General features: G+C 69.0%; 12 protein-coding genes. 3 read left to right on the plus strand and 9 right to left on the minus strand.

Annotated features, from left to right (window positions below):
• Position 1: 1 nt before the first annotated feature.
• The 8 genes from A3AG_RS0104495 to A3AG_RS0104530 all read right to left on the minus strand — a co-directional run bounded on the left by A3AG_RS0104495 (position 2) and on the right by A3AG_RS0104530 (position 9189).
• Complete coding sequence (locus A3AG_RS0104495; RefSeq protein ID WP_018004272.1) at positions 2–1402, minus strand: HlyD family secretion protein; 1401 nt, start codon at positions 1400–1402, stop codon at positions 2–4.
• A gap of 444 nt (positions 1403–1846) precedes the next feature.
• Entirely contained in the window at positions 1847–3313 is a 1467-nt protein-coding gene (locus tag A3AG_RS0104500; RefSeq protein WP_018004273.1) for an MFS transporter, read from the minus strand.
• Between the two features lie 49 nt (positions 3314–3362).
• Complete coding sequence (locus tag A3AG_RS0104505) at positions 3363–5285, minus strand: TRAP transporter large permease (RefSeq protein ID WP_018004274.1); 1923 nt, start codon at positions 5283–5285, stop codon at positions 3363–3365.
• Positions 5282–5911, minus strand: a complete 630-nt coding sequence (locus A3AG_RS0104510; protein ID WP_018004275.1) for a TRAP transporter small permease subunit — start codon at positions 5909–5911, stop codon at positions 5282–5284. The genes A3AG_RS0104505 and A3AG_RS0104510 overlap by 4 nt, the downstream gene beginning before the upstream one ends.
• A 19-nt stretch (positions 5912–5930) precedes the next feature.
• Positions 5931–7085 (minus strand): TRAP transporter substrate-binding protein, encoded by a 1155-nt coding sequence (locus A3AG_RS0104515; RefSeq protein WP_051073474.1) that lies wholly within the window; start codon positions 7083–7085, stop codon positions 5931–5933.
• Positions 7086–7374: 289 nt separating this feature from the next.
• Entirely contained in the window at positions 7375–8070 is a 696-nt protein-coding gene (locus tag A3AG_RS0104520; protein WP_018004277.1) for an intradiol ring-cleavage dioxygenase, read from the minus strand.
• Between the two features lie 84 nt (positions 8071–8154).
• A complete protein-coding gene (locus A3AG_RS0104525; RefSeq protein WP_018004278.1) occupies positions 8155–8364 on the minus strand; it encodes a hypothetical protein in 210 nt (69 codons plus the stop codon).
• A 360-nt stretch (positions 8365–8724) separates the two neighbouring features.
• Positions 8725–9189, minus strand: coding sequence for a nucleoside deaminase (locus A3AG_RS0104530; protein WP_018004279.1), 465 nt, complete (start codon positions 9187–9189; stop codon positions 8725–8727).
• Positions 9190–9409: 220 nt separating this feature from the next.
• Between A3AG_RS0104530 and A3AG_RS0104535 the strand changes: the two genes are divergently transcribed.
• A complete protein-coding gene (locus tag A3AG_RS0104535; protein WP_018004280.1) occupies positions 9410–10087 on the plus strand; it encodes an ankyrin repeat domain-containing protein in 678 nt (225 codons plus the stop codon).
• A 47-nt stretch (positions 10088–10134) separates the two neighbouring features.
• On the opposite strand, the gene A3AG_RS0104540 is transcribed toward A3AG_RS0104535, so the two are convergent.
• Positions 10135–10731 carry a helix-turn-helix domain-containing protein gene (locus A3AG_RS0104540; protein ID WP_018004281.1) on the minus strand — a complete coding sequence of 199 codons (597 nt, stop codon included), beginning with the start codon at positions 10729–10731 and terminating at the stop codon, positions 10135–10137.
• Between the two features lie 121 nt (positions 10732–10852).
• Between A3AG_RS0104540 and kbl the strand changes: the two genes are divergently transcribed.
• Positions 10853–12052: a glycine C-acetyltransferase gene (kbl, locus tag A3AG_RS0104545; RefSeq protein WP_018004282.1), complete on the plus strand. Its 1200-nt coding sequence runs from the start codon at positions 10853–10855 to the stop codon at positions 12050–12052.
• Complete coding sequence (locus A3AG_RS0104550; RefSeq protein WP_018004283.1) at positions 12052–13008, plus strand: L-threonine 3-dehydrogenase; 957 nt, start codon at positions 12052–12054, stop codon at positions 13006–13008. The genes kbl and A3AG_RS0104550 overlap by 1 nt, the downstream gene beginning before the upstream one ends.
• Positions 13009–13024 lie beyond the last annotated feature (16 nt).

Here is a 13024-nt window from a genome sequence, read left to right on the forward strand (position 1 = left end):
TTTACAGCGAGGCGCGCAACTGGCCCAGCCAGCTCTGGTTCAGCGTGACGCGGGCCCAGCGGCCCATGCCGCAGTGTCCGGACTGCGCCGGCGCCGCCGCCGCTGCCGTGCCCGCGGTGGCGGGCGCGGCGGCGCTGCCGGACGCCGCGCCGGCCTTCGCCGGCAGGTTGCCCAGCGGGCGGTCGAGCTTGGCGATGACATAGATCTCGTTCTTCTCGATCGGCGGGAACGGCACGAAGTAGCGCGCCTGGTCGCCGTCCGGCGCGCGCGGCAGCACCTCGGCCACCGAGGCCGGCAGCGCGCTGGGCACGCCGTCCACCTGCACGTTCAGGCGCGCACCGGGCAGCAGGTTGTCGCTCAGGCTGCGCGGGAATACCGCCACCACGCGCGTCTGCGCGCAGTTGCTGGCGCGCGCCAGGGTCGCGCCGGCGGCGACGCGCATGCCCGGCTGCGCGATCAGGTCTTCGATGGTGCCGGGCTCGGGCGAGCGGATCTCCAGGTTGGACAGCCGTTCGATGCGTTCCTGCTCGGTGGCGATCATGGCGTCGACGGACTTGCCGTAGGCTTCCAGCTGCTCCAGCTCGGCAGTCAGCTGTGCCGCTTCCGCGCCCAGCACCTGGCGGCGCTGCGCGAGCGTGGCGCTGGGGCCGTCGGTGGACGAGGCATAGACCTTGTTGCGCGACGCCTGGCTTTCGCCGATGGCGTTGTCGAGCTCGGCCTTGGCCGCGGCCTTGGCGTTGGACAGCATCGACAGCTGATAGCGCGAGGCATTGGTGTAGGCCTCGCTGACCGCGCCGGCCCACTGCATACCCTGGTTGCGGTTGACCACCTCCTGCTGCTGGTCTTCCTGGGCCTTGGCCGAGGCCAGCCGCGCTTCCAGCGCGCGCACGCGCGTGGCGTGCTCGCGCTGCGCGGCGCTGTTGTAGCGCTGCAGGTCCTGGTCGGTGGCGGCCATCAGCCGGCGGTTGCTTTCCAGCCGCGCCTTGGCGGAGTCATAGCGCTGCTGGTTGTCGAGCTTCTTGCCGGTCAGGTCGACCAGCAGCGAGCGGTCGATGTTGGGGTTCTGCACCACCATCAGCGCCTGGTTGGCCGTAAACGGCTGGCCCGCGGCCACCATCTGCTTCATCACCACGCCTTCCACCGGCGATGTCACCAGGCTGACGGGGCTGTTCACCACCGCGCGCTCCGACGAACGCGTAAACACATTTGGAAACATGATCGTCAGCACGGCCCAGATGATGAACAGCACCACGCCGTAGCCCGCCATGCGCGGCACGATGTGCCACAGCGGCACGGCGACCGGCTGCGGGCGCTGCACCAGCCCCTCGCCCGGGGGTTGGCGCAGCAGGGCCGGGGTCAGTGAGTGGGGGCGCGGCGGCGGGTTGTTGCGCTGGTCGGCCATGGTGTTGTTCTCCGGCAAGCAAAAGTCAAAAAGCATCCCCGCCGGCATCCGGCGCATGGATGCCGGGCGAGCGTATCCGTCAGGCAAGCGTGTGGCGTCGCGCAAGGGCTGTCGCGCGTGGCCCGGCTTGCAAGTCCCCAATTCAGCTTGTTGTCTGCAGCACGCGCGATGTGGCTGAGCCGTATCGGCGCACTTTGCAATCGGACCGACATACCGCATGCAGCGGCGTGCAGCCCGTGGAGTTGCCCGGCTTCATCCAGGCAGAGTTGAACAATGGCCAGTCGATGGCCAAGACATGGCGGCCCGCTGAAGCAAAGATTCACGCACTCAGGCCGCCGCGGGTGAGTTAAGGCTAGTCAGTTGCCCCTTCGCTTGCTGTAAGAATGTGTAAGAGGAGGCTGTAGCACTGCTTAATTCGGCAGGCCAGCGGGGCGCACAGATGCGCTATTCGTCGCTGCCGAGCGGCGGCGCGATATGCTCCAGCGGACGGCGTTCGGCATCGACGCCGAAGCGCAAGGCCAGCAGCCCGGCCACGATCACCAGCGCCGCGCCGAAGCCGTAGCCCCCTGCCACCGCTGCGCGGCTGCCGCTCTCGATCAGTGCGCCCAGCAGCAGCGGCGCGATGAAGCCGCCGGTGCCGGTGCCCACGGCGTAGAACACCGAGATCGCCAGGGCGCGCATCTCCAGCGGAAACACCTCGCTCGCGGTCAGGTAGGCGGAACTGGCCGCGGCGGAGGCGAGGAAGAACACCGCGGACCAGCACAGCGCCTGCGTGCGCGCGTCGAGCCAGCCCTGCACGAAGGCCCAGCCCGTCAGCGCCAGGCCCAGGCCGGACAGCACGTAGGTGGCGGCGATCATGCGCCGGCGCCCGACGTGGTCGAACAGCGGGCCCAGCAGCAGCGGCCCCAGCGCGTTGCCGAGCGCGAACGGAAAGATATACAGCGCCACGCGCGCTTCCGGCACGCCGTAGAAGCGCGACAGCACCAGCGCATAGGTGAAGAAGATGGCGTTGTAGAAGAAGGCCTGCGCCACCATCAGCGCCAGCGTGATCAGGCTGCGCTGGCGAAAGCGCCGCAGCAGCAGGCGCATGACCTCGCCCACGCCGGGCGCGGCGCGGCGGCGCATCGCCAGCGCCGCGCAATCGGGCGATACCGGCGGCAGCGGCCCATGGCTGGCGCGCACTTCGGCTTCGATCGCGGCGATGATGCGCTCGGCCTCGTAGAGCCGCCCGTGCGTGGCAAGCCAGCGCGGGCTCTCCGGCACATGCCGGCGCACCAGCACGATCGCCACCGCCAGCACCGCGCCCAGCGCGAAGCAGGCGCGCCAGCCCCACACCGGGCCGAATACGCGCGCATCCAGCAGCACCAGGCTGAGCCCCGCGCCCAGCGCCGCGCCGAGCCAGAAGCTGCCGTTGATGGCCAGATTCACGCGCCCCCTTACGCGCGCGGGAATCAGTTCATCGATGGCGGAATTGATGGCGGCATACTCGCCGCCGATGCCCAGGCCGGTGCAGAAGCGGCAGGCGGCAAAGAAGGCGAAGTCGGGCGCGAACGCGGTCGCCAGCGTGGCCACCATGTAGACCGCGAGCGTGGCCAGAAACAGCCGCTTGCGCCCGAGCCGGTCGGCCATGCGCCCGAACACCAGCGCCCCCAGCACCGCGCCGGCGATGTAGAGCGAGCCCGACCAGCCCACCTCGGTCGCGCTTAGCCCGAGCGTATCGGGCCGCTCCAGCACCGCGCCGACCGAGCCGACCAGCGTTACCTCGAGCCCATCGAGCACCCACGCGACGCCCAGCGCGATCGCCACGCGCCAGTGCCAGCGCGACCACGGCAGGCGGTCGAGCCGCCCGGGAATGTCGGTGCGGAAGCTGGTGTCGGCAGGCGGGCTGGCGAGGGCGGCATCGGTTGGCATTGCCAACCAGTATAGGAAACGGCTTCCGGCGCGTTGAGGTGCAGCGACTTCAGCGGTACAGCACGGTCGGCAGCCAGAGGCCGATTCCCGGGAAGACGTAGAGCAGCACCAGCGCAATCAGCTGGATGCCCATGAACGGCAGCATGCCGGCGAAAATCTGGTTCAGCGTGACATGGGGCGGCGCCACGCCCTTCAGGTAGAACGCCGCCATCGCCACCGGCGGCGACAGGAAGGCGGTCTGCAGGTTCAGTGCCACCAGCAGCCCGAAGAACAGCGGATCGATGCCGAAATTATCCAGCAGCGGGATAAAGATCGGCATGAAGATGATGATGATCTCGGTCCACTCCAGCGGCCAGCCCAGCAGGAAGATGATCAGCTGCGCCAGGATCATGAACTGCACCGGCGACAGGTTCATCGACAGCACCCACTGCTCGACCAGCGCCTGCCCGCCCAGCAGCGCGAACGCGGCCGAGAAGATCGACGAACCCACGAACAGCCAGCACACCATGGCGCTGGTCTTGGCGGTCAGCAGCACCGATTCCTTGAGCACGCGGAAGTTCAGCTGGCGGTAGGCGGCGGCAAGCAGCGCGCCGCCGAGCGAGCCGACCGCGGCGGCCTCGGTGGGCGTGGCCAGCCCGAACACGATCGAGCCCAGCACGGCGAGGATCAGCAGCGCAAGCGGGAAGAACGACGTCAGCAGCATCTTGAAGATTTCGACCCGCGCAAAGCTGAAGCGCCAGTAGAAATACACCAGCAGCAGCCCCACCACCGCCAGCGTGATCCAGAACCAGCGCGGCGCTGCGGCGGTTGCCGCGGCGGGTGCCGATGGCGCCCGCGCGTCCGTGGCCGAGGGCGTCGCCGAGGTGGCCGGTGCAGCAGGCGTGGACGGTGCCGCCGCGGCTGGCACCGCCGGTTCTTCGGACGGCGGCGCCGCCAGGTCGTCCACCGCCGCGCTGCTTTCTTCGGCACCGCCCAGGGACAGTGGCGCTTCGACGGCGATGCCCGCAGCCGGCGCCGTGGCCACGCTATAGATCGTGCCCATCACCAGCGCTGTCGCCAGCGCCGGCAGCAGCACGATGCCGAGCTGGCGCGCGAACACGGCAGCCGGCACCTCGGCATTGCGCGGGCCCTTGAGCGCGCGCATCAGGCCCGCGCCCAGCGCCGGCAGGGCATGGGTGGCGCCGCGTGCTTCCAGCGTGCGCGCCACCGGCGGCAGCGGCACCACGCGTTCGGATGCTGCCAGGGGCGGTGCCAGTGCCGGCTTGAGCTTGGCCAGCAGCACGATGTAGAGAATATAGAGGCCAGTCAGCATCAGGCCGGGGAAGAAGGCCCCGGCATAGAGCTGCACCACCGAGACACCCGCGGTGGCGCCGTAGACGATCAGCAGTACCGAAGGCGGGATCAGGATCCCCAGGCAGCCGCCGGCGGTCACCGCGCCGGCCGATATCGAGGTGCTGTAGCCCGCGCGCAGCATGGCGGGGAAGGCCAGCAGGCCCATCAGCGTGACCACCGCGCCGACGATGCCGGTGGCGGTGGCGAAGATCGCGCAGGTCACCAGCGTGGCCACCGCGAGCGAGCCCGGGATCCACGCCAGCGCCAGGTGCAGGCTGCGGAACAGCTTCTCGATCAGGTTCGAGCGTTCGACCAGGTAGCCCATGAACACGAACAACGGGATCGAGATCAGCACATCGTTGGTCATCACCGCATAGGCTCGCTGCACCATCAGGTCCAGCGTCTGCTGTACCGCGATCTCGGGGTTGGCGTTGCGGTAGGCCAGCCAGGAAAACAGCACGCCCATGCCCATCAGCGTGAACGCGGTGGGAAAGCCCAGCATGATTGCCACCACGATCAGCGCCAGCATCAGCAGGCCCAGGTGGCCGCTGGTCCAGTCCGCCGGAGCCGGCATGAACCAGACCACGGCACCGACGATCAGCACCATCAGCGACACGCCAAACCACAGTTCCTTCCTCATCGGCCGGCTCCCGGCGGGTTGTCGCGCGCTGGCGGGACCTCGGCCTGCTCGACCGTGGGCGTGCCCTGCACCATCTCCTTGAGCTTGTCGACGTCGACCTCTTCGACATCGCCTTCGCGCAGCGGCCAGTTGCCGCTGCGCAGGCACATGATGCAGCGGATGGTCTCGGCCACGCCCTGCAGCAGCAGCAGTGCGCCGGCCAGCGGGATGACCGCCTTGAACGGATAGATCGGCGGGCCGTCGGCGGCGATGGAGGAGTGTTCGTTCTGCGCCAGCGAGACCTCGAAGAAGTCGATGCCGGCCCAGGCCAGCGCGATCACGCCGGGGAAGAAGAAGGCCAGGTACAGCACCAGGTCGATGCCGGCCTGCAGCCGCGGCGACAGGAAGCCGTAGAGGATATCGCCGCGCACGTGGCCGCGCTTGGCCAGCGTATAGGCGCCCGCCAGCATGAACAGCGTGCCGTACAGCATGTTGCTGGCGTCGAACACCCACGCGTGCGGCGTGCCCAGCGCATAGCGCGAGAACACCTCGTAGCTGATCATCAGCGTAAGCCCGATGATCAGCCACGACGCGGCCTGGCCGACGAAGGTGCTGAGCCAGTCGATACCCAGCAGCAGGCGCTGCACGGTGCGCGTCCCGGGGGGCTCAGCCGCGCTTGGAGAAGTAATGGCTGGTGGCCAGCCGGTAGTCGACGTTGGTATCGTTCTGCCAGCGTGTGGTGCGCTGGGCGAAGGCCTTCATCGAATCATTGACCTTCTTGAACATGGGGTTCTCTTTTTCCTTGCGCGCCACGATCTCGTCCCAGACCTTCAGCTGTGCCTGCAGCACCGAGTTGGGGGTGGCGTAGAACTTCACGCCCTGCTGCTGCAGCGCCTGGTAGTCCTTGGAATAGCGGTCGATGGCCTTCATCGACATGTCGGCCGAGGCCGCCTCGACCGCGTTGGCGATCAGCGCCTTGAGCTTGGCCGGCAACGCGTCGTAGCGCTTCTTGTTGAACAGGATCTCGAACTGCTCCGAGCACTGGTGGAAGCTGCGCAGCATGCAGATCTTGGACACGTCCTGGAAGCCCAGCGCGCGGTCCGAGCTGGCGTTGTTGAACTCCGCCGCATCGAGCAGGCCGCGGTCCAGCGCCGGCACGATCTCGGCGGCCGGCAGCGCGTTCACGGCGGCGCCCAGGCCGGTGAAGATATCGATCGACAGCCCGACGGTGCGGAACTTCAGCCCCTTGAAGTCTTCCGGCTTGGTGATGGGCTTCTTGAACCAGCCCAGCGGCTGGGTCGGCATCGGCCCGTACAGGAACGACACCACGTCCAGGTTCAGGCTGCGGTAGATCTCCTGCTGCAGTTCCTTGCCGCCGCCGTACTTGTGCCAGGCTAGCAGCATGTTCGGGTCCATGCCCCAGGCCGGGCCCGAGCCCCACAGCGCCAGCGCCGAGTTCTTGCCATACCAGTACGCGATCACGCCATGGCCGCCGTCCAGCGTGCCCTTGCTGACCGCGTCGATCAGGTCGAAGGCCTTGACCACCGCGCCCGCGGGCAGCAGTTCGATCTTGAGGTCTCCGCCCGACATGTCGTTCACCTTGGTGACGAAGTCGCCGGCGAATTCGTGGAAGATATCCTTGGTCGGCCAGGTGCTCTGCCAGCGCATCGTGACCGGCCCCTGCGCCTTGACGATGGCCGGGAAGCCCAAGGCGGCCGCCCCCGCGGCAGCGCCGGCGGCGCCGCCCAGGAAGCCGCGCCGGGACACGCCGCTGTCCCGGCCGCTGCTCCGCCCATCTGATTTCCTCGCCCTGGATGCCATGACCGTCTCCCTCTGATGAGTGTGGGACTACCCGCGAGCGTGCCGGCCGTGAGGACCAAGGCCACTCGCCACTGACGCGAACACCGGAAAAGTCGGGAAAAGCTGGAGCATGCCGGGTCAGCGCACGCGCGGCAGGCCTGCGAACGGGCAGGTCTGCCGGGCGAGTGGCCCGTGATTCCCTTCATGGTAGGAAAGGCACAGGCAACCACAATCTAGGGATTACCCGCGCGGTGTGCGTCGGCGCACTTCGTGGAGCCGCAGGGGCCTGCGGTTTGCGCGTGAAGCGGGCTCAGGCGCGCGCGATGCCGACCGTGAAGCTGGCTTCGAGCATCCCCGGCGCGCCGGCGGCCTCGCGCACTGCCATCAGGTTGGGACGCGGACCCGCGATCGGGTCCTGCACGGTGGCGCGTGCCGGCACGCCGTGCGCGCGGTAGGCCGGATGACTGCCCAGGATCTGGCGGTTGAGCGCGTCGCTGAAATACAGCTGGCTGGTCAGCGCCTGCACGCGCCCGAGCAGTACCTTGAAGTGGATATGGATGGCGCGCGGCGCGTACCAGCCGGGATAGATCGAGGTGAAGACGGCGACGCCGTCGCTGTCCGCCGGCTGGACCCCGCGCAGGAAGCGCGCCTGCGGGTCGCCGTGGCCTTCGCCGCTGTAGTGGCCCTGGGCATCGCAGTGCCAGATGCTGACCAGGGCACCCGGCACCGGCGCGCAGCCGCGCCCGGCGTCGACCACGCGCATGCGCAGCCGCAAGGGCTGGCCGGGACGGCCGTCGCGGATATCGGCGCGTAACAGGGCATCGTCCAGGTAGAACGGGCCTTCGGTGGCCGCCGGCGTCAGCAGGCAGGCCGCGGGCGTCGCCGCCGCGGCCGTGCCGGGGGCGATGCCGGCCGCGGCCAGCAGCCCGAGGTCGCGCAGGAAGCGGCGGCGCGCCGCGTCGGGATCTGCCGCGACCCCGGCAGCGGGCCCCGGGTCCAATGTCATCGTGGCCTCCGTGGTGTCCTCCGTGGAGTTGCAAGTGGGCCGGACGGCGCTTGCCGCAAGTCGGCGCGCGCCGCGGCCTCAGCCTCAGCGTCCCATGGCCTTGAGCATGGAATAGCCGTGGCTGGTGATGCGCGGCGCCTGGCGGCAGCCGTGCAGGACTTCGAGGTGAACGAATTGCTTTTCGACCAGGGCCTTGAGGTCGGTGGGATCGATCTGGCGGGAATCGGTGGAATCGAGGGAATCGGGGCCGTCGCTCAGCAACAGCAGCGTGGCAAGTTCATGCGGGCTCAGCACGTTCGTCTCCTTGGCTAGAGGGGGGCGTTTGCTGGGAGTCTGCGCGGCGACATCGCGCCGGCGGAAAGGGGTAATACGGGCGTAACACGGGTCGCCAAGACGACGCGGCAGGCGCTGCGCATGTTGCGCTGCAATGCGCAGCGCAGCCACGGGGCCCAGCCGGTGTCGCGCGCAATCCACTGGTTTGACGGAAGGCGTCGCGCGCGGTTCCGCCCCGCCGCCCGCCGTTACATGTGACCCACTGTCGCAGCGCCGTCATCCCCATATTAGCCGGTCCCGGTGACAAGGCGATGGCCAAGCCGGCATCGTGGGCAGGGGGAGCGGCAGCCATCCGCTCCCGGTCATGCCCCGGCGCGCTTGCTAGGCCTGGCGCGCGCGCCAGGCTTCGTACAGGTCGATGCCCTGGTCGCGGGCCGGCACGTAGGCCAGCTTCATCTCGCGCTGGTCGAGCGGACGGGCCAGCTCGACGTAGCCGCGCTCGGCCGACAGGTCGTAAGGGGCGCCATCCTCGTTGGAATACGCGTAGTAGACCGCCTCGACCCCGGCCAGGTACATCGCGGTCAGGCACATCGGGCAGGGATAGCCGCTGGCGTACACGGTGCAGCCGCTCAGGTCGGGCTTGCCCAGCGCACGGCTGGCGGCGCGCACCGCCTGCATCTCGGCATGCGCGCTGGGGTCGCAGGTGGCATCGACCTCGTTGACCGCGCGCGCCAGCACCATGCCGTCCTTGACCACCACGGCGCCAAAGGGCCAGGTATTGCGCTCGCGCACGTTCTCCATGGCGAGGCGGATGGAATCCAGCAGATAGGCTTCGGTTGTCGACACGCATTGTCTCCGGTCAGGGCCTGGCCCGTGCAGGCGGACGTGATGCGGGCCTGGCGACTATAGGACAGCGTGCGCGGGCACGGTGGCGCGGGTTGCTATAGAGCGTATTCGGGCGCCGCCTGGCTATTGCGGTTGGCACTGGCGCGCATTCGAATCCTTAACTTCGCCTGGCGCGGGCGGCGTGCCAGAATGCGGCCGATGCACCCCTGAAGGATTCCACATGCTGGTGGCGCGCCGGTTCCTTTCCCTTTCCCTGTCCCTGTTCATTGCGATGCTGACATCCGTTGCCGCCGCCGCGGACGCAGCGCCCGAGCAACAACTGCGCGAGGCCGCGGCACGCGGCGACGCCGCGCAGGTCAGCGCGCTGCTGGCCCAGGGCGCCAGCATCGACGCGCGCGACGCGCAGGGACGCACCGCGCTGCTGCTGGCCACGCACCACAACCGCGTGCAGGCGGCACGGGTGCTGATCGATGCCGGCGCCGACGTGAACGCGCAGGACGCGATCCACGACAGTCCCTACCTGTATGCCGGCGCGCGCGGCCTCAACGAGATCCTGCGCCTGACGCTGGCGCACGGCGCCGACCTGCGCAGCACCAACCGCTACGGCGGCACCGCGCTGATTCCCGCCGCCGAGCGCGGGCATGTCGAAACCGTGCGCATGCTGATCGCGGCCGGCGTGGCGGTGGATCACGTGAACCGGCTCACGTGGACGGCCTTGCTCGAAGCCATCATCCTCGGCAACGGCGGTGCCGCCCATACCGAGATCGTGCGACTGCTGGTCCAGGCCGGGGCCAACGTGAACCTCGCCGACGGCGATGGCGTCACGCCGCTGCAGCATGCGCGCCAGCGCGGCTACTGGCAGATCGAGCAAATCCTCGCTGCCGCCGGCGCACGCTGAGCGGCCCGGGCCGCGCCGCGGCGGGCGCGGCCGCCTGCCTTTGCGCGTCAGCCCGGATGCACTACAACCAGTAGTGCGGTGGCCGTGGTCTTGCCACCATTGGAGATCGCATGTGCGACATCGGCCGCATAGCGCGCGGTCTCGCCGTGCCGCAGCTTCTTTTCATCGGCGCCCGCGCGCACCGTCATCGATCCGCTCAGCACCGACAGGTGTTCCTGGGTGCCGGCCTCGTGCGGCTCGGAGGCCAGCACGCCGCCGGCCTGGATCGTCAGCTCATACCACTCGAAGCGCCCGGCCAGCTCGATCGGGCCCAGGATGCGCAGGTCGCAGCGCGTGTCCGGGCTCTTCAGCGAAGGGATCGCGTGCGGCTGGACCACGGTGATGCCGCCGCCGGGACGCTCCGCGGCGCCGCCGGCGAGGAAGTCGGTCAGGCTCACGCCGAGCGCATTGGCCAGGCGCCACAGCACCGCCACGGTCGGATTGGCCAGGTTGCGTTCGATCTGCGACAGCATCGACTTGGACACCCCGGCGCGGCGCGACAGTTCGTCGAGCGACAGCCGCTGCTGCTGGCGCAGCGCCTGCAGCGCCATGCCGACGGCGGGCGGCCCCTCGGCCGGCGGGGTCTGGAGCAGGGCTTGCGTCATGGAATGATGTTCGTTATATTGCGCAAAACGTTCGATATACAGAACATGTTCGATTTATCGATCGGATCGTAGCACATCCGCCGTCACCCTCATCGACCCATCGACCCAACGGAGCCAAGCCATGCCGAATGCCCAGGCGTTCTATGCGTCCATCCGCGACGAGCTGCAGTCCATCCGCGACGCCGGGCTGTACAAGAACGAACGCGTGATCGCCACCCCGCAGGGCGCGCGCGTGCGCACCAGCGACGGCCGCGAGGTCATCAACCTGTGCGCCAACAACTACCTGGGCCTGTCGTCGCACCCGGGCGTGATCGAGGCCGCGCACGAAGCGCTGCGCACCCACGGCTTCGGCTTGAGCTCGGTGCGCTTCATCTGCGGCACGCAGGACCTGCATAAGACACTCGAGGCGCGACTGTCGGCCTTCCTCGGCACCGAGGACACCATCCTCTACGGCTCGGCCTTCGATGCCAATGGCGGGCTGTTCGAAACGCTGCTGGGGGCGGAGGACGCGGTCATCAGCGATGCGCTCAACCACGCCTCGATCATCGACGGCATCCGCCTGTCCAAGGCGCGTCGCTACCGCTACCAGCACAACGACATGGACGACCTGCGCGCGCAGCTGGAACAAGCCCGCGCCGACGGTGCGCGCTACACGCTGGTGTTTTCCGACGGCGTGTTCTCGATGGACGGCACCGTCGCGCGCCTGGACCAGATGCGTGCGCTGTGCGACGAGTATGGCGCGCTGCTGGGCATCGACGAATGCCATGCCACCGGCTTCATGGGCCCGCGCGGCCGCGGCACGCACGAGGCGCGCGGCGTGTTCGGCAAGATCGACATCATCACCGGCACGCTGGGCAAGGCGCTGGGCGGGGCATCGGGCGGCTTCACCAGTGCGCGCAAGGAAGTGGTGGCGCTGCTGCGCCAGCGCTCGCGGCCCTACCTGTTTTCCAACACGGTGGCGCCGGCCATCGTGGGGGCGTCGATCGCGGTGCTCGATATCCTCGAAGGCAGCACCGAGCTGCGCGACCGGCTCGAGCGCAACACCACGTTCTTCCGCGCCGGGCTGGACCGGCTCGGCTTCGACGTCAAGGCGGGCGACCACCCCATCATCCCGATCATGGTCTACGACGCCGACAAGGCGCAGCAGCTGGCGCAGCGGCTGCTGGAGCTGGGCGTGTACGTGGTGGGCTTCTTCTATCCGGTGGTGCCGAAGGGGCAGGCACGCATCCGCGTGCAGATGAGCGCGCTGCATGACGAGGCCACGCTGCAGGCGGCGCTGGACGCCTTCGGCCAGGCCGGCCGCGAACTGGGGCTGATCTGATGGCGGATGCCAAACCGAAGATCCTGATCGTCGGCGCCAACGGCCAGATCGGCTCCGAACTGGCGCTGGCGCTGGCCGAGCGCTACGGGCGCGCCAACGTGGTCACCTCCGACGTGGTGCCCACCGGCCGGCACGTGCACTTGACCCACGAAATGCTCAACGCCACCGACCGCGGCGAGCTGGCCACGGTGGTCGAGCGCCATGGCATCACCCAGGTCTACCTGCTGGCCGCGGCGCTGTCCGCCACCGGCGAGAAGGCGCCGCAGTGGGCCTGGAACCTCAATATGACCAGCCTGCTCAACGTGCTGGAGCTGGCGCGGCAGAACGGGCTGGAGCGGGTGTTCTGGCCCAGTTCGATCGCGGCGTTCGGCCCGACCACGCCAGTCGTGGATACGCCGCAGAAGACCGTGATGGAGCCGACCACGGTCTACGGCATTTCCAAGCAGGCGGGCGAGGGCTGGTGCCGCTGGTATCACGCCAACCATGGCGTCGACGTGCGCAGCGTGCGCTATCCCGGCCTGATCTCGCACAAGACCCCGCCCGGCGGCGGCACCACCGACTATGCCGTCGACATCTTCCATGCGGCGGTCAAGGGCCAGCCCTACACCTGCTTCCTGCGCGAGGACGAGGCCCTGCCGATGATGTATATGCCCGATGCCATCCGCGCCACCATCGAACTGATGGAAGCGCCGGCGGACCGGCTGAGCGAGCGCGGCAGCTACAACATCGCCGGCATGAGTTTCACGCCTGCGCAGATCGCCGCTGCCATCCGCGAGCAGGTGCCGGAGTTCCGCATCCGCTACGAACCGGACTATCGCCAGGCGATCGCGCAGGGCTGGCCGGATTCGATCGACGACGCGGTGGCGCGCGCGGACTGGGGCTGGCGCGCGCAGTACGGGCTGCGCGAGATGGTGGCCGACATGCTGGCCAGCCTGCGCGCGGCGTTGCCGTGCTGAGGCGCTCCGGCAGCGC

The sequence above is a fragment of the Cupriavidus neocaledonicus genome, from assembly GCF_000372525.1.
In the GTDB taxonomy this organism is placed as follows: domain Bacteria; phylum Pseudomonadota; class Gammaproteobacteria; order Burkholderiales; family Burkholderiaceae; genus Cupriavidus; species Cupriavidus neocaledonicus.

Excerpts from the sequence above, each read along its gene's own strand:
- kbl (WP_018004282.1), top strand. The coding sequence starts at position 10,853 with ATGCCGAATGCCCAGGCGTTCTATGCGTCCATCCGCGACGAGCTGCAG.
- A3AG_RS0104520 (WP_018004277.1), bottom strand. The coding sequence starts at position 8,070 with ATGACATTGGACCCGGGGCCCGCTGCCGGGGTCGCGGCAGATCCCGAC.
- A3AG_RS0104495 (WP_018004272.1), bottom strand. The coding sequence starts at position 1,402 with ATGGCCGACCAGCGCAACAACCCGCCGCCGCGCCCCCACTCACTGACC.
- A3AG_RS0104515 (WP_051073474.1), bottom strand. The coding sequence starts at position 7,085 with ATGGCATCCAGGGCGAGGAAATCAGATGGGCGGAGCAGCGGCCGGGAC.
- A3AG_RS0104540 (WP_018004281.1), bottom strand. The coding sequence starts at position 10,731 with ATGACGCAAGCCCTGCTCCAGACCCCGCCGGCCGAGGGGCCGCCCGCC.
- A3AG_RS0104535 (WP_018004280.1), top strand. The coding sequence starts at position 9,410 with ATGCTGGTGGCGCGCCGGTTCCTTTCCCTTTCCCTGTCCCTGTTCATT.
- A3AG_RS0104550 (WP_018004283.1), top strand. The coding sequence starts at position 12,052 with ATGGCGGATGCCAAACCGAAGATCCTGATCGTCGGCGCCAACGGCCAG.
- A3AG_RS0104500 (WP_018004273.1), bottom strand. The coding sequence starts at position 3,313 with ATGCCAACCGATGCCGCCCTCGCCAGCCCGCCTGCCGACACCAGCTTC.
- A3AG_RS0104505 (WP_018004274.1), bottom strand. The coding sequence starts at position 5,285 with ATGAGGAAGGAACTGTGGTTTGGCGTGTCGCTGATGGTGCTGATCGTC.